17 protein-coding genes are annotated in these 18,880 nt (G+C 54.1%); 14 read left to right on the top strand and 3 right to left on the bottom strand.

Going from position 1 to position 18,880, the window contains the following annotated elements; genetic code table 11:
* The first annotated feature begins 2 nt into the window (after positions 1–2).
* From lepB to acpS, 6 genes are all read left to right on the top strand, one after another.
* Positions 3–980 carry a signal peptidase I gene (gene lepB / locus KWG64_RS23110; protein WP_195813930.1) on the top strand — a complete coding sequence of 326 codons (978 nt, stop codon included), beginning with the start codon at positions 3–5 and terminating at the stop codon, positions 978–980.
* 288 nt (positions 981–1,268) lie between these two features.
* Complete coding sequence (gene rnc / locus KWG64_RS23105) at positions 1,269–1,949, top strand: ribonuclease III (protein ID WP_013576719.1); 681 nt, start codon at positions 1,269–1,271, stop codon at positions 1,947–1,949.
* Positions 1,946–2,851, top strand: a complete 906-nt coding sequence (gene era, locus KWG64_RS23100) for a GTPase Era (protein ID WP_152327817.1) — start codon at positions 1,946–1,948, stop codon at positions 2,849–2,851. Before rnc ends, era begins: the two co-directional genes overlap by 4 nt.
* Before the next feature lie 11 nt (positions 2,852–2,862).
* On the top strand, positions 2,863–3,597 hold the full coding sequence (gene recO / locus KWG64_RS23095; protein ID WP_101075423.1) for a DNA repair protein RecO: 735 nt from the start codon (positions 2,863–2,865) through the stop codon (positions 3,595–3,597).
* Positions 3,598–3,698: 101 nt separating this feature from the next.
* On the top strand, positions 3,699–4,430 hold the full coding sequence (gene pdxJ / locus KWG64_RS23090; protein WP_218523257.1) for a pyridoxine 5'-phosphate synthase: 732 nt from the start codon (positions 3,699–3,701) through the stop codon (positions 4,428–4,430).
* Positions 4,430–4,810, top strand: a complete 381-nt coding sequence (acpS, locus tag KWG64_RS23085; protein WP_152327820.1) for a holo-ACP synthase — start codon at positions 4,430–4,432, stop codon at positions 4,808–4,810. Before pdxJ ends, acpS begins: the two co-directional genes overlap by 1 nt.
* Before the next feature lie 21 nt (positions 4,811–4,831).
* On the opposite strand, the gene KWG64_RS23080 is transcribed toward acpS, so the two are convergent.
* Positions 4,832–5,086: a YfhL family 4Fe-4S dicluster ferredoxin gene (locus KWG64_RS23080; protein WP_195813931.1), complete on the bottom strand. Its 255-nt coding sequence runs from the start codon at positions 5,084–5,086 to the stop codon at positions 4,832–4,834.
* Between the two features lie 100 nt (positions 5,087–5,186).
* The gene (locus tag KWG64_RS23075; protein WP_218523256.1) at positions 5,187–6,035 is read right to left on the bottom strand and encodes a MurR/RpiR family transcriptional regulator; all 849 of its coding nucleotides are present in this window, start codon (positions 6,033–6,035) and stop codon (positions 5,187–5,189) included.
* Positions 6,036–6,177: 142 nt separating this feature from the next.
* On the opposite strand from KWG64_RS23075, the gene murQ reads away from it, so the two are divergent.
* The 4 genes from murQ to tadA all read left to right on the top strand — a co-directional run bounded on the left by murQ (position 6,178) and on the right by tadA (position 9,773).
* Positions 6,178–7,083 carry an N-acetylmuramic acid 6-phosphate etherase gene (gene murQ, locus KWG64_RS23070; protein ID WP_218523255.1) on the top strand — a complete coding sequence of 302 codons (906 nt, stop codon included), beginning with the start codon at positions 6,178–6,180 and terminating at the stop codon, positions 7,081–7,083.
* Between the two features lie 15 nt (positions 7,084–7,098).
* Positions 7,099–8,466 carry a PTS transporter subunit EIIC gene (locus KWG64_RS23065; RefSeq protein WP_218523254.1) on the top strand — a complete coding sequence of 456 codons (1,368 nt, stop codon included), beginning with the start codon at positions 7,099–7,101 and terminating at the stop codon, positions 8,464–8,466.
* A gap of 4 nt (positions 8,467–8,470) precedes the next feature.
* Positions 8,471–9,109 (top strand): phosphatidylglycerophosphatase C, encoded by a 639-nt coding sequence (gene yfhb, locus KWG64_RS23060; protein WP_218523253.1) that lies wholly within the window; start codon positions 8,471–8,473, stop codon positions 9,107–9,109.
* A gap of 151 nt (positions 9,110–9,260) precedes the next feature.
* Complete coding sequence (gene tadA / locus KWG64_RS23055) at positions 9,261–9,773, top strand: tRNA adenosine(34) deaminase TadA (protein ID WP_218523252.1); 513 nt, start codon at positions 9,261–9,263, stop codon at positions 9,771–9,773.
* A 20-nt stretch (positions 9,774–9,793) separates the two neighbouring features.
* Here tadA and mltF read toward each other — a convergent pair whose 3' ends face one another.
* Entirely contained in the window at positions 9,794–11,254 is a 1,461-nt protein-coding gene (gene mltF, locus KWG64_RS23050) for a membrane-bound lytic murein transglycosylase MltF (protein WP_195813936.1), read from the bottom strand.
* A 275-nt stretch (positions 11,255–11,529) separates the two neighbouring features.
* Here mltF and purL point away from each other — a divergent pair, with 275 nt between their 5' ends.
* The 4 genes from purL (at position 11,530) to KWG64_RS23030 (ending at position 18,876) form a co-directional block, all read left to right on the top strand.
* A complete protein-coding gene (purL, locus tag KWG64_RS23045) occupies positions 11,530–15,423 on the top strand; it encodes a phosphoribosylformylglycinamidine synthase (RefSeq protein ID WP_218523293.1) in 3,894 nt (1,297 codons plus the stop codon).
* A 255-nt stretch (positions 15,424–15,678) separates the two neighbouring features.
* Positions 15,679–16,290 carry a lipid IV(A) palmitoyltransferase PagP gene (gene pagP / locus KWG64_RS23040; RefSeq protein ID WP_218523251.1) on the top strand — a complete coding sequence of 204 codons (612 nt, stop codon included), beginning with the start codon at positions 15,679–15,681 and terminating at the stop codon, positions 16,288–16,290.
* A 173-nt stretch (positions 16,291–16,463) separates the two neighbouring features.
* Positions 16,464–17,765: a bifunctional glucose-1-phosphatase/inositol phosphatase gene (agp, locus tag KWG64_RS23035; RefSeq protein ID WP_218523250.1), complete on the top strand. Its 1,302-nt coding sequence runs from the start codon at positions 16,464–16,466 to the stop codon at positions 17,763–17,765.
* A 103-nt stretch (positions 17,766–17,868) separates the two neighbouring features.
* Positions 17,869–18,876 carry a fatty acid desaturase gene (locus tag KWG64_RS23030; RefSeq protein WP_218523249.1) on the top strand — a complete coding sequence of 336 codons (1,008 nt, stop codon included), beginning with the start codon at positions 17,869–17,871 and terminating at the stop codon, positions 18,874–18,876.
* Positions 18,877–18,880 lie beyond the last annotated feature (4 nt).

Below are 18,880 nucleotides of genomic sequence, written 5' to 3'. Positions count from 1 at the left end.
GCATGGCTAACATGTTTGCCCTGATTCTGGCGATTGCTACGCTGGTATCAGGGATTATCTGGTGCCTTGATCGTTTCAAGCTCGCACCCGCACGTCGGGCGAAAATTGCTAAAATTAAGGCCGAAACTGGCGGTGCAGTTGACGACGTCACGCTGAGCAAGGTCGCGAAGCAGCCAGGCTGGGTGGAAACCTGTGCTTCTGTATTTCCGGTATTGTTAGTCGTGTTCGTGGTGCGTTCATTTATTTATGAACCCTTCCAGATCCCGTCCGGTTCAATGATGCCAACGCTGTTGATTGGCGATTTCATTGTGGTGGAAAAATACGCCTATGGTCTGAAAGATCCGATCACTCAGACCAAGCTTATTCCGACTGGCGAACCAAAACGTGGCGACGTGGTGGTATTTAAATACCCGCGTGATCCGAGCATTGACTATATTAAACGTTTAGTAGGGATGCCGGGCGACCGTGTAACTTATGATCCGTTCAGCAAGCAAGTGACCGTTCAGCCTGCCTGTGAAAATGGTCAGAGTTGCAATACGGCGCTTGCGGTGACTTACGACACGGGTACAGCCAGTGATTTTGTGCAGACTTTCGGCCAGTCTTCTGGTGGCGAAGCGAGCAGTGGTTTCTTTGAGACTCCGCCGACCGGCAACGTTCCGCAAGACGGCGTTCGTCTGGTGCAACGCAATGAAACGCTGGGCAATGTGACTCACCGTATTCTGACCGTGCCTGGCGCGCGTGACCAGCTGGGTGCGTATTACCAGCAGCCGGGTCAGCCTCTGGGAACCTGGGTTGTTCCGGCCGGCCATTATTTTATGATGGGCGATAACCGTGATAACAGCGCTGACAGCCGTTATTGGGGCTTCGTGCCAGAGCAGAATTTAGTGGGCAGAGCTTCTGCAATCTGGATGAGCTTTAAAAAGCAGGAAGGTGAATGGCCGACCGGTGTTCGTTTAAGCCGTATTGGTGGAATTCATTAATCTGCTGGCGTCAGTAGCCCGATAATTCAAGTTGCAGGAAGCTATTGCTCCTGCAACTTCTGTTTTGGCGGGTATATTAGCGCAGCATTATATTTTCACCCGTTGTAGAATATCCTTTCGGGCGATAAAAGTTGGCCCCCTGATTTTTAGTTTTTCTTTGAAAAGAACAAAAACACAAAAGAACAGAGGGAGCCACTGCAAACGAAACAGCTTTGGATTGGCTTAGGGCGAAGCAGGCCTGTTCCGTATGCTGAAGTTTTTGACGCATTCTTGATCTATTGGTAACTCATGAATCCCATCGTAATAAACAGGCTTCAGCGGAAGCTGGGCTACACTTTTCAACAGCAGGAGCTTTTATTGCAGGCACTGACTCACCGCAGCGCCAGCAGTAAGCACAATGAGCGTTTAGAGTTCCTGGGTGACTCAATTCTTAGTTATGTAATTGCTAACGCTTTGTACCATCGTTTTCCTCGCGTAGACGAGGGCGATATGAGTCGTATGCGTGCCACGCTGGTACGCGGAAATACGTTAGCTGAAATGGCACGTGAATTCGATCTCGGCGAATGTCTGCGTTTAGGGCCGGGCGAATTGAAAAGTGGTGGTTTCCGCCGTGAGTCAATTCTCGCGGATACGGTGGAGGCACTCATTGGCGGCGTGTTCCTGGACAGTGATATCCAGACCGTCGAAAAGCTGATTCTCGATTGGTACCGTAGTCGTTTAGACGAAATCAGTCCCGGTGATAAGCAGAAAGACCCAAAAACCCGTTTACAGGAGTTTTTGCAAGGTCGCCATCTGCCGTTGCCTTCTTATCTGGTTGTGCAGGTTCGCGGTGAAGCGCACGATCAGGAGTTTACCATCCACTGCCAGGTCAGTGGCTTGAACCAGCCGGTTGTAGGAACCGGTTCAAGTCGCCGAAAAGCCGAGCAGGCGGCAGCGGAACAAGCGCTGATACAGCTGGAGCTTGAATGAGCGAAGAAAAAAGTTACTGTGGTTTTGTTGCAATCGTAGGCCGTCCTAACGTCGGCAAATCTACATTGCTTAATGAATTATTGGGGCAAAAAATCTCCATTACTTCACGCAAACCACAAACCACGCGTCACCGCATCATGGGCATCCATACCGAAGGGCCATATCAGGCTATTTACGTGGATACCCCGGGGCTGCACATCGAAGAAAAACGTGCAATCAACCGCCTGATGAACCGTGCTGCAAGCAGCTCAATTGGTGATGTTGAACTGGTGATCTTCGTGGTTGAAGGCACAAACTGGACTGCCGATGACGAAATGGTCGTCAACAAACTGCGTGATTTGAAATCGCCGGTTCTGCTGGCTATCAACAAGATTGATAACGTCACCGACAAATCTAAATTACTGCCGCATTTGCAGTTCCTTAGCGAGCAGATGAACTTCGTCGATATCGTGCCTATCTCTGCTGAGAAAGGGACCAACGTAGACACCATTGCCGCTCTGGTTCGTAAACGTCTGCCGGAAGCGATTCATCACTTCCCGGAAGATTATATTACCGACCGTTCACAGCGCTTTATGGCCTCTGAAATCATCCGTGAAAAACTGATGCGTTTCCTGGGCGAAGAGCTGCCGTATTCAGTCACCGTTGAAATCGAACGTTTCGTCACCAACGAGCGTGGTGGTTACGATATCAATGGCCTGATTCTGGTGGAACGTGAAGGCCAGAAGAAAATGGTTATCGGTAACAAAGGCTCTAAAATCAAGACGATTGGCATCGAAGCCCGCCAGGACATGGAAAACATGTTCGAAGCGAAAGTCCATCTTGAGTTGTGGGTTAAGGTCAAATCCGGCTGGGCAGATGACGAACGTGCATTGCGCAGCCTGGGTTATGTAGACGACTTATAAGGTCCGCGCCTATGGAAGGCTGGCAACGCGCATTTGTTTTGCATGGGCGACCTTACAGTGAAACCAGCCTGATGCTGGATCTCTTCACTGAGGGACAAGGGCGGGTACGCATACTGGCTAAAGGTGCGCGTGGCCGCCGGTCCAATCTGAAAGGCTGCCTGCAGCCTTTTACGCCTTTACTGGTTCGCTGGAGCGGGCGGGGAGAAGTCAAAACCCTGCGCAACGCCGAGCCGGTTTCTCTGGCACTTCCCCTTTCTGGTTTGATGCTTTACAGCGGTCTGTACGTCAATGAGCTGGTTTCACGCGTACTCGAGCAGGAAGCGAACTATTCCGCCTTATTCTTCGATTATCTGAATTGTCTGCAAAATCTGGCCGGTGCGACAGGCTCGCCGGAATATGCCCTGCGCCAGTTCGAATTATCCCTTTTGTACCATCTGGGCTACGGTGTTGATTTTCTGCATTGCGCTGGCAGCGGCGAAGAAGTCAGCGACACCATGACTTACCGTTACCGCGAAGAGAAAGGGTTTATCGCCAGCCTGGTTATCGACAATTCCAGTTTCACCGGCAGGGATTTAAAAGCCCTCGCCAGCCGTGAATTCGACGTCGTCACTTTGCGCGCCGCCAAACGTTTCACGCGCATGGCGCTGAAGCCGTATCTCGGCGGGAAACCGCTGAAAAGCCGTGAACTGTTCCGCCAGTTTCAGGTTAAAAAGCCCGTCTCATCTTCTGACAATTCTGCCGGTTAATTCAGACTCCGGTCTACACCCCGACATACGGTAAGGTGTAAACTGCGGAAATCGTTTTTGTTCCATTCTTAAATCAATCCATTCAAAAATCTGGAGCTGTTATGGCTGAGTTGCTGTTGGGCGTTAACATTGATCACATCGCGACACTGCGTAATGCGCGTGGTACGGCTTACCCTGATCCGATCCAGGCTGCGTTTATCGCCGAGCAGGCGGGGGCGGACGGCATTACCGTTCACCTGCGCGAAGATCGCCGCCATATCACCGACCGTGATGTGCGTCTTTTGCGCCAGACTATCCAGACCCGCATGAATCTGGAAATGGCCGTGACCGATGAAATGGTCGGGATCGCCTGTGAAATTCTGCCGCATTTCTGCTGCCTGGTGCCGGAAAAACGCGAAGAAGTGACCACAGAAGGCGGGCTGGACGTAGCCGGTCAGCTCGACAAAATGACAGTCGCCGTTTCCCGTCTCAGCGAAGCGGGTATTCTGGTTTCCCTGTTTATCGACCCGGATTTGCGTCAGATTGACGCCGCAGTTGCCGTCGGCGCGCCTTATATTGAAATTCACACCGGCGCTTACGCTGAAGCCCAAACCGATCTTGAGCGTCTGGCTGAACTGGAACGCATCAAACAAGGTGCTGCGTACGCCGCGGGCAAAGGCCTGAAGGTCAATGCGGGCCACGGTCTGACTTACCATAACGTGCAGCCGATTGCGGCCCTGCCGGAAATGCATGAGCTGAATATCGGCCACGCGATTATCGGTCAGGCTGTGATTGACGGGTTGTCCGGTGCCGTGCGCGAAATGAAAAATCTGATGCGGGAAGCACGCCGTTAATGAGCATTTTAGGTTTAGGTACGGATATCGTTGAAATTACCCGTATCGAGGCTGTGATTGAACGCAGCGGAGACCGGCTGGCGCGCCGTATTCTGTGCGCGAATGAATGGGCTGTTTACCAGCAACATCAGCAGCCGGTTCGCTTTCTGGCCAAGCGTTTTGCGGTCAAAGAAGCCGCAGCAAAAGCGCTGGGAACCGGGATCCGCAACGGTCTGGCGTTTGAGCAGTTTGAAGTGGTCAATGACAGTCTCGGGAAACCGGGGCTGGTGTTCCATGCGCGCGCAGCGGAAATGGCGGCAGAAATGGGCGTGAAATCGGTGCATGTCACGCTGGCTGATGAACGCCGTTATGCCTGTGCAACCGTGATTATCGAAAATTAATTCAGTGCATCACGCCGTGAATTATACGGTGTGATGCAGTACCACGAATTTATCCCACAGCGCTTCGTTGGTTTCTTTATGCGCCGGGTTGATGATGATCGTATTGTCGATCGGGCAGACACTCTGACAGGTCGGTTTATCGTAATGACCGATACATTCCGTACAGCGATCGCTGTCGATTTCATAGATCTCATTGCCCATCGAAATCGCCTGATTCGGGCACTCCGGTTCGCACATATCGCAATTTATGCATTTGTGTGTGATCAGCAGGGCCATAGTCTTTCTCGTATCTTCAATAATCAGGGCGCGCAGTATAGCAGAATTGCGCTGGCGTAGGATCCGCACCCGCGCCTTTCCACACCTCAAATGATCCTGATCAAACCAGCTTTTTCACCAGCTCTTCGCTGTGGCGGATCCGTTCCGGCGCATGCTCTGTATCTTGCTGAACCAGCGCAACAAACAGTAAATCCGTCAGGGAAGATTGCGCCGTGGTGGCCGAAAGAGCCGCGCCGCGCGTTGCCGGCAATTCGGCGACCGTATACAGGCAATGGTCAGCCAGCTGCTGCAATGAATTTGGCGAGAAGCCGGTCAGTGCCAGCACTTTTGCGCCGCTCTCTTTCGCCACCCGTGCCGCCAGATTGATTTCACTGCGCTCACCGCTGGAAGAAATCGCCAGCAATAAATCGTCTTTTGAGAGTGCCTGAACGGTGGCAATCAGCACGTGCGTATCGGATTCCGCGATGGCCGTGACGCCGATTTTCAGCAATTTATACGCCAGATCTCTCGCGACCAGCCCTGACGCGCCGATGCCCGTCAGCACAATTTTTCTGGCATCTGTCAGCATTGAAAGGGCAATTTGCAGACGCGGCTCGCTGTTAATATCCAGCGTGGCACGCAGCGCAGACTGCTTTTCGGCCAGCAGCTTTTCCCCGACAACGTGCAGGCTGTCCGTACTCAGAATCTGATTATGGACGGTAACCGGCTCACTGTTATTGGGAGATGCCAGCGATTCACTCATGGCCAGTTTCAGCGCGGGGAAGCCTTTGTAGCCCAACTTCTGAGCGAATTTCACCACGCCGGACTGGCTGACGCCGGCCATTTCAGCCAGTTTTTGTGAACTCAGATGGCGCGCCTGTTCCGGCTGCGCCAGTAAAAAGTCAGCCAGTTTTCGGTCATTTTGCGCCAGTGTCGGGTAAAGCTGGCGGATGCGGATCATGCAGCTCATGGTGGTTTTTCCCAGCCTCTCTGAATACTGACATCACGTTTTACGGATTATGTTATCTAAAATAGCAAATATTCCTCGCAATGATGAATAAAATATTCAAATATCACGTAACTAATTTGAATTAAATATTCAGGAGAACATCATGAGCCATAACGCTAACCTGGGAACCCTCGTTTCAGAAACACGTAACCCGGAAACCATGAATCTGGATGAGATGTCCACGCTTGAGCTTGTGACCTGCTTCAACCAGCAGGATCGTAAAGTGCCGGAAGCGATTCAGAAAGTTTTACCGGAAATTGCGAAAGCGGTAGACAGCGCCGCAGCCTCTTTTAAAGCCGGTGGCCGGTTGATTTATCTCGGTGCCGGAACCAGTGGCCGCCTCGGCGTTCTTGATGCATCTGAATGTCCGCCGACTTTTGGCGTGCCGCACGGGATGGTAGTCGGGCTGATTGCCGGCGGCCCTGGCGCGATGCTGAAAGCCGTGGAAGGCGCGGAAGACAGCGAAACGCTGGGCGTTGAAGATTTAAAAAACCTCAACCTGACGGACAAAGATACCGTCGTCGGGCTTGCTGCCAGCGGCCGCACGCCTTACGTCATCGGCGCACTGCGCTACGCAACGGAACTGGGATGCGCGACGGTCGCCATTTCCTGTAACCCGGATTCCCCGATTGCCCGCGAGGCAAACATCGAAATTTCACCGGTGGTTGGCCCGGAAGCCCTGACCGGTTCGACCCGTCTGAAATCCGGCACGGCGCAAAAACTGGTGCTGAATATGATTTCGACCGGTGCGATGGTTAAAACCGGCAAGGTTTACCAGAACCTGATGGTCGATGTAAAAGCCACCAACGTGAAGCTCGTCGACCGCGCCTGCCGCATTGTGGTGGAAGCTACCGGAGCCTCGCGCGCAGACGCTGAACAGGCATTATCGCAAACCGATTTCGACGTTAAACCGGCCATCCTGATGCTGCTGGCCGGTATTGATGCGTCCGCAGCGAAGGCACGCCTGAGTCAGCATAATGGATTCCTGCGCGCTGCTCTGGCGGAATAACACGGAGAGAAAAGCATGGCGAAGGATAAAACGAATCTTTTAGCTTCACAGATTTTGCAGGGTGTCGGCGGCGAAGGAAATATCAGTAAACTGGAAAACTGCATGACCCGCGTTCGTGTGGAAGTGCATGACGACGCGCGTCTGGATCTGACCCGCCTGAAAACGCTGGAAGGCATTAAAGGCTACCTCAAGCAGGGCGATCAGCATCAGTTTATCGTCGGGCCGGGTGCAGCGGCGAAAGTCGTGGATGCCATGCGCGCTTTGCTCAGAACCACCGATGCGCCGGTTCAGAATGATATCGCGCGTAACAAAGCCAGCGCGAAAGCCAAATACTCCGCGCCGATGAGCGGGGCGCTGCGCAAACTGGCTGATGTCTTTATCCCGCTGATCCCGGCCTTTATCGCGTCGGGGCTGATCATGGGCATTATCAACCTGCTCAAGCGGCCAGATATTGCTGGTTCCATTGCCACGGATTTCCCGAATATTCTCGGGCTGTTAGCGATTTTTGGCGGCGCGGTTTTCGCCATCATGAATATTCTCGTGGGCGTGAATGCGGCGCGCGTTTTCGGCGGTTCACAGGCGATGGGCGGCGTAATGGCCGGCATTCTTTCCAGCCCGGCGCTGGCGCAAATTACGCTGTTTGGCGAAACGTTGCAGCCGGGACGTGGCGGGGTAATCGCGGTGCTTTTAGTGGTAGCCCTGATGTGCTGGCTTGAAAAACGGCTGCGTAATTTACTGCCGGAATCGGTGGAGCTGATCCTGAATCCGCTGATTACCACGCTGATTACTGCCACGCTGGCCATTGTCATCCTGCAGCCGATCGGCGGTTTCATTTCTGACGGCATCGCGCACGGCGTGAATATCGCGATAGATAAAGGTGGTTTGCTGGTCGGCGCAGTGCTGGCGGGCGCTTTCCTGCCGCTGGTATTGTCGGGGTTACATCAGGGGCTGGTGCCGATCCACGTTGAGCTGATTCAGGCGCACGGTTCTAACCCGTTACTGCCTATTCTGGCGATGGCAGGCGTCGGGCAGGTTGGCGCGGCGATGGCGGTATACATGAAAACCCGCAATGCGCGGCTGAAAAAAGTGATTAAAGGCGCGCTGCCGGTCGGTATTTTAGGTATCGGCGAACCGCTGATTTTCGGGGTGACATTGCCGCTGGGACGGCCTTTTATCGGTGCCTGTTTAGGCGGCGCGGTCGGCGGTGCGCTAATCTGTTACTGGAAAGTCGCGACGGTGATCACTTTTGGTATTTCCGGATTGCCGCTGGCGCTGACCATTATTTCCGGCAAAGTCATGTTGTATCTCGCCGGTTTAGTCATTACGGTATTGGCTGGTTTTATTTTTACCTGGCTGATGGGGTTCAACGATCCCGAGGAGTAACGGATTGAGTACGAAGCCTGATCGACGGGTCGTGTTTTTTGATCTTGATGGAACGCTGCACCAGCAGGACATGTTCGGGAGTTTTTTGCGGTTTTTGCTCCGGCGGATGCCGCAGAACCTGATTCTGGTGATCCCGGTCTTGCCGCTGGTGGCGATTGGATTGCTGATGCACGGGCGGGCCGCGCGCTGGCCGATGAGTCTGCTGCTCTGGTCGATCACTTTTGGTCACAGCGAAGCCCGGCTTAAAGCGCTGGAATTGCAGTTTGTCACCGCGTTTCGCCACAAAGTGGTGGAGTTTCCGGTCGTACAGCGGCGGTTGCGTGAATACCTCGACAGCGAGGATACCGAAGTGTGGCTGATCACCGGTTCGCCGGAAAATCTGGTTCAGCAGGTGTATAACGCGTCGCTGTTTCTGCCGCAGGTGCGTCTGGTGGGCAGCCGCATTGCGCGCGGCAAAGGCGGCTGGGTGCTGCCTCTGCGCTGCCTGGGTGAGGAGAAAGTAGTTCAGCTTGAACGCCGCATCGGTTCTCCGCTGAAACTTTACAGTGGCTACAGCGACAGCAAACAGGACAACCCGCTGCTGTTTTTCTGCGAGCACCGCTTTCGCGTCAGTAAGCAGGGTGAACTCCAGCAACTGGAATAATTCCGCCGCCGGACCTTCGTCTTAACTATCATTCTAAAACAGGCCGGTTTCCGGCCTGTTTGCATTGGGATGACGCAGGTATACTGCTGGCCGCTAAAAAGAGATTGAGGTTGAAGTGTCGGACGCAGAGTTGGGTAACGGGTTAGCAGAAATGAAAGAACACGAACACTGGATGCGATATGCCATGAATCTGGCGCTGAAAGCGCAGGGTGAAGGCGAAGTGCCGGTGGGCGCAGTGCTGGTTTTGGACAACCAGGTGATTGGCGAAGGCTGGAACCGGTCTATCGGGCATCATGATCCGACTGCGCATGCGGAAATTATGGCGCTGCGCCTCGGCGGAAGTGCTGTACAAAATTACCGTCTGCTGGACGCCACGCTGTACGTCACGCTTGAACCTTGCGTGATGTGTGCAGGGGCGATGATCCACAGCCGTATCCGTCGCGTGGTGTATGGCGCAGCGGATGCCAAAACCGGCGCCGCCGGTTCCCTGCTGGACGTTTTGCGCCATCCGGGCATGAATCATCAGGTGGAAATTGTGCCGGGCGTTTTAGCGGAAGAATGTTCAGAACAGCTGAGCGCGTTCTTTCGTTTACGCCGCAGCCAGAAAAAAGCGCTGCGGCTGGCAGAGCGCGCTGCGCAAGCCGGAAACACCTCTGAAGAATAAGCCGTTCACCGCTATAAATCCTACGGCGCCAGGGCTTCTTTTGCGTCCACGACCGGATAACCCTGGCCCAGCTGAGCCTGCAACGCCGCTTTCTGCGCCTGTTGCTTCTCTTTTTCCATCAGATAACCGACCAGACTGAGCTGATAGCGGCGGATGTTTTCCACGTAGTTGTACGCCTGCGTGCCGCGCGCGTAGCCATACGTTGTACGGCTGAAATAGCGCTTCTGGTTAAGCATTGGCAGACGCTGTTTTACATCGGCCCAGCTGTCCGGGTTGGCTTTTTGCTGCGCGGTCAGCTTACGGGCGTCGAGCATGTGGCTGTAACCCATGTTGTACGCCGCCAGCGCAAACCAGATCCGTTCATCTTCAGGAATCGATTCCGGCATCTTATCCATCAGGTGCGACAGATACAGCGCGCCTCCGCGAATACTTTGCTCAGCATCGGTCCGGTCATCCACATTCAGGCCATCCGCCGTGGTTCGGGTCAGCATCATCACGCCGCGCACGCCGGTCGGAGATTTTGCCTGCGGATCCCAATGGGATTCCTGATAGGCAATCGCCGCCAGCAGCCGCCAGTCAATTTTATCGGCGTATTTCTCAAACAGCGGTTGTAACACCGGCAGCGTACTGTCGATGGCGTTCAGGAACGTCCGCGTATCGACATAATCAAAATCGCCGACGTGCCCGAGATATTTCTCCTCAAGCTTCTCCAGCGTACCGTCTTCGGAAATCTGGCTGAAAAAGTCCAGCATCGCCGCGGAAAGGCTGTCGTCATCCGGTTCCTTTCGGTAATACCAGGTCACCGGCTCATCTTCCGTGGCATCAAAGGCCACGGCCAAACGCGGGTAAACGCGCTGCATCAGGGCGATGGTGACGGAATCCCCCAGCGTGTAATCAAGTTTGCCGTTCTCAACTTGTTGCAGAAGATCGCGCGGCGAGAGCTTGTCCGTCGTGGTCCACGTCAGATTGGGATATTTTTTGGCGGCGGCTTCCAGCGTCAGGATGTGTGCACTGCCGGCGGAAACCACCAGCGTACCCTTCACATCCGCAAAGCTTTTCGGGCGCGCGGCTCCCTGCCGGTAAACCAGTTGCTGAGAAACGGAATAGTATTCCGGCCCGGCACGGTAGTTTTTCAGGCGCGCATTGTTGTACACCAGCCCGGAAGCCAGCATGTCGGTTTTGTTGTTGTCCAGATCGTCGAACATGGACTCGATCGTGGTGTGCTGATTCACGACCAGCTTTACGCCCAGATAATCTGCGAAGCGTTTAGCCAGTTCGTAATCGAAGCCGAGATTTCCTTCCGGGGAGTCCATAAAAGTCAGTGGAGAATTGAGCGTGCTTACGCGCAATTCTCCACGGGATTTTATCTGATCCAACTGGTCGCCTTCGCCTCTGTGCCACGGGACGGCAGGCCATAAGGCCAGCGCCAGCAACAGGGCGGCAATCCCCATCAGAACATAGTTAATTTTTAGTCGCGTCAAATAGTTATCTCGCTGCGGCGCTCTTGTTTTTTTACGATGTGCTGTGCAGTTTCTATGGTTATATCCCCAGTGCTGACGCATTTTGCTCAACAAAACGGCAGTCTGCAACTTTATTCATATTAACCTCAATCTTTACAAGGTTATAAATGAATATCAATATTCCCGACGCAAACGGTTTCGTATGCCGCCAGCTTTCTTTATAATAGCCCGCGTTTTCCCCCTGTTGCGCCCAATGAAGCACTGTGGTCAGTGTCTTCGAAGACGAGAGATCTGTGATTATGGAAATACTGCGTGGTTCGCCCGCTTTGTCGGCTTTTCGCATTAACAAATTATTATCCCGCTGTCAGGAAGCACGCCTTCCGGTCAATGATATCTACGCCGAATATGTACATTTTGCCGATGTCAGCGCGCCGCTGAATTCGGACGAACAAACCAAGCTGCAACGCCTCCTGAAATACGGTCCTTCTCTCACTGAACACGCGCCAACAGGTCGTTTACTGCTGGTTACCCCGCGCCCTGGCACCATTTCTCCGTGGTCTTCCAAGGCGACTGATATTGCACACAACTGCGGTTTATCTCAGGTTCTTCGCCTTGAGCGCGGTCTGGCGTTTTACGTTCAGGCTCCTGAACTGACCGAAGCACAATGGTCGCAGCTGGGCGCATTGCTGCATGATCGCATGATGGAAACCGTCTTTGGCAAGCTCGAAGACGCCAGCGCGCTGTTCGCGCAACAACAGCCTGCACCGGTTCAGCATGTCGATATTCTCGGCGAAGGCCGTATCGCGCTGGAAACCGCCAATACCAAGCTGGGTCTGGCGCTGGCGCAGGACGAAATTGATTACCTGATGGAAGCCTTTACGTCGTTGGGGCGCAACCCGACTGACATCGAACTGTATATGTTCGCACAGGCAAACTCAGAGCATTGCCGTCATAAAATCTTCAACGCTGACTGGATTATCGACGGCGAAACGCAGCCGAAATCCCTGTTCAAGATGATCAAAAACACCTTTGAACAGACGCCTGATCACGTGCTTTCTGCGTACAAAGATAACGCTGCCGTGATGGAAGGTTCTCAGGTCGGCCGTTTCTACGCCGATGCGAAAGACGGTCTGTACGATTTCCATCAGGAACAGGCGCATATCCTGATGAAGGTTGAAACCCATAACCACCCGACGGCGATCTCTCCGTGGCCGGGTGCGGCGACAGGTTCCGGCGGCGAAATCCGTGACGAAGGCGCAACAGGTCGTGGTGCAAAACCGAAAGCCGGTCTGGTCGGTTTCTCCGTTTCTAACCTGCGTATTCCGGGCTTCGAACAGCCGTGGGAAGAAGATTTCGGTAAGCCGGATCGTATCGTTACCGCGCTGGATATTATGACTGACGGCCCGCTGGGCGGCGCAGCCTTCAACAACGAATTTGGTCGTCCGGCGCTGCTGGGCTACTTCCGTACTTACGAAGAAAACGTCAACAGCCACAATGGCCCTGAGCTGCGCGGTTATCACAAACCGATCATGCTGGCGGGCGGTATCGGCAACATTCGTGCTGATCACGTGCAGAAAGGTGAAATCACCGTTGGCGCGAAACTGATTGTGCTCGGCGGCCCGGCGATGAATATCGGCCTGGGCGGCGGTGCGGCTTCTTCAATGGCCTCCGGCCAGTCTGACGCGGATCTGGATTTTGCTTCCGTACAGCGCGACAACCCGGAAATGGAACGCCGTTGCCAGGAAGTGATCGACCGCTGCTGGCAGCTCGGTGAAGCCAACCCGATTCTGTTTATCCATGACGTGGGCGCAGGCGGTTTATCCAACGCGATGCCGGAACTGGTCAGCGACGGCAACCGTGGCGGCCGCTTCCAGCTGCGTGACATCCTGAACGACGAACCGGGCATGAGCCCGCTGGAAGTCTGGTGTAACGAATCGCAGGAACGTTACGTGATGGCGGTTGCACCGGATCAGCTGGCCCAGTTCGATGCCATCTGTAAACGTGAACGCGCGCCTTACGCGGTGATCGGCGAAGCCACAGAAGAAATGCATCTGTCTCTGGAAGACAGCCATTTCGACAACCAGCCGATTGATATGCCGCTGGACGTACTGCTGGGTAAAACCCCGAAAATGACCCGTGACGTCACCACGCTGAAAGCGAAGGGCGACGATCTCAACGGTGAAAATATTCAGATTGCCGAAGCGGTAAACCGCGTTCTGCATCTGCCTGCTGTGGCGGAGAAAACCTTCCTGATCACCATCGGCGACCGCACCGTGACCGGTATGGTGGCACGCGATCAGATGGTGGGACCTTGGCAGATCCCAGTGGCTGACTGCGCGGTCACTACCGCCAGCCTCGACAGCTATCACGGCGAAGCGATGTCTCTGGGCGAACGAGCGCCAATCGCCTTGCTGGACTTTGCCGCTTCCGGCCGCATGGCCGTCGGTGAAGCACTGACTAACCTGGCCGCGGTCGAAATCGGCAGCCTGAAACGCGTTAAGCTTTCTGCTAACTGGATGTCTGCGGCCGGTCACCCGGGCGAAGATGCCGGTTTGTATGCAGCGGTGAAAGCGGTCGGCGAAGAGCTCTGCCCGGCGCTGGGCATTACCATTCCGGTAGGCAAAGACTCCATGTCGATGAAAACCCGCTGGCAGGAAGGCAACGAACAACGCGAGATGACTTCACCGTTGTCTCTGGTCATCACGGCATTTGCCCGCGTCGAAGACGTGCGTCATACAGTGACGCCACAACTGCGAACCGATAAAGGCGACACCGCATTGCTGCTGGTGGATCTGGGTTCCGGTCACAACGCACTGGGCGCGACGGCACTGGCGCAGGTTTATCGTCAGCTCGGCAACACGCCAGCGGATGTGCGCAGTGCTGAACAGCTCGGTGGCTTCTTCAACGCCATGCAGGCGCTGGTTTCTGAACAGAAACTGCTGGCCTACCATGACCGTTCCGACGGTGGTTTGCTGGTCACGCTGGCGGAAATGGCCTTTGCCGGTCACTGCGGCCTGACGGCGGATATCGCCGCTCTGGGCAACGATTCTCTGGCGGCGCTGTTTAACGAAGAACTGGGTGCAGTGATTCAGGTTCGCGCTTCTGACCGTGAAGCCGTCGAAAATACGCTGGCACAGTTTGGTCTGGCAGATTGCACGCATTACCTTGGTACGGCTGAAACCGGTGACCGTTTCATCATCACGCAGGGCGATAAGCCGGTGTACAGCGAAAGCCGCACCACGTTGCGTACCTGGTGGGCAGAAACCACCTGGCAGATGCAGCGCCTGCGCGATAACCCGGAATGTGCCGATCAGGAACATCAGGCCAAAACCCATGATCTTGATCCGGGCCTGAACGTGAAACTGAATTTTGCGCCGGACGAAGACGTGGCGGCACCTTACATTGCGAAAGGTGCGCGTCCGAAAGTGGCCGTACTGCGTGAGCAGGGCGTGAACTCCCACGTTGAAATGGCGGCCGCTTTCCATCGCGCCGGTTTCGATGCGGTTGACGTGCATATGAGCGATTTGCTGGCCGGTCGCCGTGATTTGCAGGACTTCCATACGCTGGTCGCGTGCGGCGGATTCTCTTACGGCGACGTGCTGGGCGCGGGCGAAGGCTGGGCGAAGTCTGTCCTGTTCAACGACCGCGTGCGTGAAGAGTTTGCTGAATTCTTCCACCGTCCGCAAACTCTGGCGCTGGGCGTGTGTAACGGCTGCCAGATGATGTCGAACCTGAAAGAGCTGATCCCGGGCGCAGAACACTGGCCGCGCTTTGTGCGCAACCTGTCTGACCGTTTTGAAGCGCGTTTCAGCCTGGTTGAAGTGACCGCCAGCCCGTCAATGTTCATGCAGGGCATGGCCGGTTCACGTATGCCAATCGCTGTTTCGCACGGCGAAGGCAATGTGGAAGTGCGAGATGCGGCGCATCTGGCACAGATAGAACACAGCAATCTGGTGGCGCTGCGTTTTGTCGACAACAACGGTCAGGCGACTGAAAACTATCCGGCCAACCCGAACGGTTCTCCGAACGGCATCACCGCTGTCACCAACCTCTCGGGCCGCGTCACCGTCATGATGCCGCACCCTGAGCGTGTCTTCCGTACCGTCAGCAACTCATGGCACCCGGAAGAGTGGGGCGAAGACAGCCCTTGGATGCGCATGTTCCGTAACGCGCGTAAACAGCTGGGCTAAGCGTTAAATAGCCTCAGTAATAAAAATCCGCAGTGCGAAAGCTTGCGGATTTTTTTATACGATAAATCCTATTTTTCAATTTTATTGACGAAAACTTTACTTTTTATTTGTCGGATTACTCCCATAATTAAATCCTGAACCCCAGTAATTTCAATAAATTAACTTTCTTAAATTCCCTGTTTTAATTACGTTTAATTCGCCGCTGTTAAGAGTCAGGTATAATGTCGACCTTACAACAGGGAGTTATTAAAAAAGATGTTAGCGAAGAAAATTTTCAGGGATCTCAGCCTTACGGTTTCAATCGTATTTTATGCACCGGTTTTTGCTGCCAGCAATGGCACGCATCCCGTCAGTGACGCTGGTGCGCCTCAAAAAGAATCTATCTTCCCAGGTTTGTGGTCCGATTTTAAAGACAAGGTCTCCACCACCTGGAATGACTCTGATTCTCAGGATTTGTATCTGCCGGTTATTACCTGGCACAACCGGCTGACCTACGATAAAGAGAAGACTGACAAATATAACGAGCGTCCCTGGGGCGGCGGTTATGGTATTTCCCGTTATGATGATAAAGGAAACTGGAACGGCATTTATTTTATGGCGTTTAAAGACTCGCATAATAAATGGGAGCCGATCGGCGGTTATGGCTGGGAGAAAATATGGACACCTGCGCAGGATAAAGATTTCCGTTTAGGTCTGGGTTATACCGCCGCCGTGACGGCGCGTGATGACTATAAATATATTCCTATCCCTATCGTTTTACCGCTGGCCTCCATCGGCTATAACAAGCTGACTTTCCAGGCCACGTATATTCCGGGAACCTACAACAACGGGAATGTGTTCTTTGCCTGGCTGAGGTATCAGTTCTGATGCCCTGCATTGTTACACTTTTGTGACAATGCAGGCCGGGGGTGTGAGCACGATCTCCCTCTTTTTCTCAATATTCACCTATGCTGAAAATTCACCGCACTTATCAATCTGTTGAACGCAGAATGAGTGCGGTGCTTTTCTATTTCAGGGAATATTCATAAAGAGGATCACTCGTGAAAACAACGTCGCGTTATCTCGCTTTAACCGCACTTGCCTGCTTATTGCCACTCTCACTGCCCGCCGCTCAGGCCGCACAATCCGATAACCTGGAACTGAAACAGGTACTGGTTCTCAGCCGTCACGGCATTCGTGCGCCGCTGGTGAATTATGGTGATGTCCTGGCGGAATCCACCACGCACACCTGGCCGGTCTGGAAAACGGAAGGGGGATTACTGACCCCGAAAGGCGGCCAAATCTCCGAGCATATGGGGCATTACCTTCGCGCATGGCTGGCGAAAGATAAGCTTCTGCCTGCTGCGGGTTGCCCGGAAGCTCAACAGGTTTTCGCCTATGCCAACAGCCTGCCGCGCACGATTGATACCGCGAAACATATCACCACCGGCGCATTCCCCGGCTGTGATGTGCCGGTCATCAACCGTGTAGAAATTGGCAAAATGGATCCGGTATTCAACCCGATCATTACCGCCGAAGTGAATGACAGCTTTAAAACCAGTGCGCTGAATTCCATCAGCCAGCACGCGGGCGAGGGCGGTTTGCCGGGCCTGAATCAGCGTCTGAAGCCGAACTATGCGTTGCTCGAAAATATTCTCGATTATAAAAACAGCAAAATCTGCAAAGAGAAACAGCAATGCGATCTGGCGTCTCAGCCTTCGGATGTGGTGCTGACGCAGGGTAAAGAACCGGGTATTACCGGGCCATTACGTATGGCAACCGGCGCGGCAGATGCGTTCATGCTGCAATATTACGAAGGTTTCCCGATGAAGGACGTGGCGTGGGGGAAAATCAGCACAGACGATCAGTGGACGAAACTGGAAACCATCAAAAATCTGTATCACGAAACGCTGTTTGGCTCTCCGGCGATTGCTGCCAATGCCGCTAAGCCTTTACTGACGTTCATCTCCGGCGCGCTTGATCCGAAACAGGCTTCGACCGCGGATGAAAAAGCTGCACAGCAGGCAAAACTGGCTCTGCTGGTCGGGCATGACTCGAACATCGCTTCATTGCTTGCAGCACTGAAAACGCAGGATTACACGCTGCCGGGGCAATTTGAACGCACGCCAATCAGCGGCACGGTGGTCTTCCAGCGCTGGCATGACAAGAAAGCGGATAAAGATCTGATGAAGATCGAATACGTTTATCCGACAGCGCGTCAGATCCGCAACAACGTTGCCCTGAGCCTGAAAAATCCTCCTGAGCGTGTCACGTTGCAAATCGACGGCTGTAAAGTGGATAAGCAGGGCTTCTGCCCGATGGAACAGTTCACTCAGGCCGTACAGAAAGATTTGCAGGGCTGAACCGGCCTTAGCCGCTAACTGGCAATAGATAGTGTTTTAAGTTAGTTAGCGGCAGCAAACTGTCATCCGATAATGTGCCGAAGTTTTCTTACTCCGGCACATTATGGCGTCCTCTTCTTTCTATCTCAGCCCGCAGCAACGGGGCGAAATTAAAGCGCGTTCCCGCAGCCTTTGGTGGCGGCTGGAAATACCGACGTGGTGCCTGATTTTCGCCATTTACGGCGGCTGGTTTTCCGTGGTGTTCTTCTGGAACAGCCTCGGTCCGTGGCTCGGTACGCCTTTGCTCATCGGGTTTACCGCCTGGTATATGTCGCTGCAACACGAACTTATTCACGGCCATCCCACACGTAAAGCCTGGCTGAACCAGCTGCTCGGCACCTTGCCGCTGGCGGTCTGGTATCCCTACGGACTTTACCGCGACACGCATTTGCAGCATCACAACAATGAACATCTGACGATACCCGGTGACGATCCCGAAGCCTATTATTTCAGCCGCAGAAGCTGGGAAAGCCTGACGCCTGCGATGATGGCCATTGTCCGTCTGCGCAATACCTTGCCTGGCCGGATGATACTCGGCCCGCTGCTGGATATTTTCAGCACGCTGACCGGCGCGTTGCTGGCCGTTTTTCGCGGTGAATGGCGTACCGTCGCGATGTGGCTTGTTCACGGAATTTTGCTGGCGCTGTTGCTGGTCTGGATGGCGCGGCAGGGGTTATCTCCGGGCTGGTTTGTATTGGCAATCAGCTATCCGGCACTGAGCCTGACGAAAGTGCGCTCGTTCTATGAGCATCGCGCTGAACACTCACCCGAAGCACGTTCCACGCTCAACGAAGCCGGTTTTGTCTGGCGTCTGCTGTTTCTGAATCTCAACTATCATCTGGTGCATCACGATTTGCCGGGCGTGCCGTGGTTTGCGCTGAGGCAGGTATATTTTGCCGACCGCGATGCGTATATCCGGCGCAGCGAAGGGTTTGTCGTAAAAGGCTACCGCGAGTGGTTCCGGCAGCATACGCGCGCGCCGGTCGCAGTGGAAATGCATCCGTTTGCTGCGGGAGATCCGGCAGCAGAAAATGGTCACAGCGACTATGATTATCAGCAGGACACCCCCTGACGGA

The organism is Rahnella sp. PD12R, from assembly GCF_019200965.1.
Taxonomy (GTDB): Bacteria; Pseudomonadota; Gammaproteobacteria; order Enterobacterales; family Enterobacteriaceae; genus Rahnella; species Rahnella laticis.
The sequence above is the reverse complement of the archived record's forward strand: the minus strand, read 5'-3'. Positions and strand labels throughout refer to the sequence as shown.

Bases quoted from the DNA above. Each gene is read 5' to 3' on its own strand.
- lepB (WP_195813930.1), top strand. From the start codon at position 3: ATGGCTAACATGTTTGCCCTGATTCTGGCGATTGCTACGCTGGTATCA.
- rnc (WP_013576719.1), top strand. From the start codon at position 1,269: ATGAATCCCATCGTAATAAACAGGCTTCAGCGGAAGCTGGGCTACACT.
- era (WP_152327817.1), top strand. From the start codon at position 1,946: ATGAGCGAAGAAAAAAGTTACTGTGGTTTTGTTGCAATCGTAGGCCGT.
- recO (WP_101075423.1), top strand. From the start codon at position 2,863: ATGGAAGGCTGGCAACGCGCATTTGTTTTGCATGGGCGACCTTACAGT.
- pdxJ (WP_218523257.1), top strand. From the start codon at position 3,699: ATGGCTGAGTTGCTGTTGGGCGTTAACATTGATCACATCGCGACACTG.
- acpS (WP_152327820.1), top strand. From the start codon at position 4,430: ATGAGCATTTTAGGTTTAGGTACGGATATCGTTGAAATTACCCGTATC.
- KWG64_RS23080 (WP_195813931.1), bottom strand. From the start codon at position 5,086: ATGGCCCTGCTGATCACACACAAATGCATAAATTGCGATATGTGCGAA.
- KWG64_RS23075 (WP_218523256.1), bottom strand. From the start codon at position 6,035: ATGAGCTGCATGATCCGCATCCGCCAGCTTTACCCGACACTGGCGCAA.
- murQ (WP_218523255.1), top strand. From the start codon at position 6,178: ATGAGCCATAACGCTAACCTGGGAACCCTCGTTTCAGAAACACGTAAC.
- KWG64_RS23065 (WP_218523254.1), top strand. From the start codon at position 7,099: ATGGCGAAGGATAAAACGAATCTTTTAGCTTCACAGATTTTGCAGGGT.
- tadA (WP_218523252.1), top strand. From the start codon at position 9,261: ATGAAAGAACACGAACACTGGATGCGATATGCCATGAATCTGGCGCTG.
- pagP (WP_218523251.1), top strand. From the start codon at position 15,679: ATGTTAGCGAAGAAAATTTTCAGGGATCTCAGCCTTACGGTTTCAATC.
- KWG64_RS23030 (WP_218523249.1), top strand. From the start codon at position 17,869: ATGGCGTCCTCTTCTTTCTATCTCAGCCCGCAGCAACGGGGCGAAATT.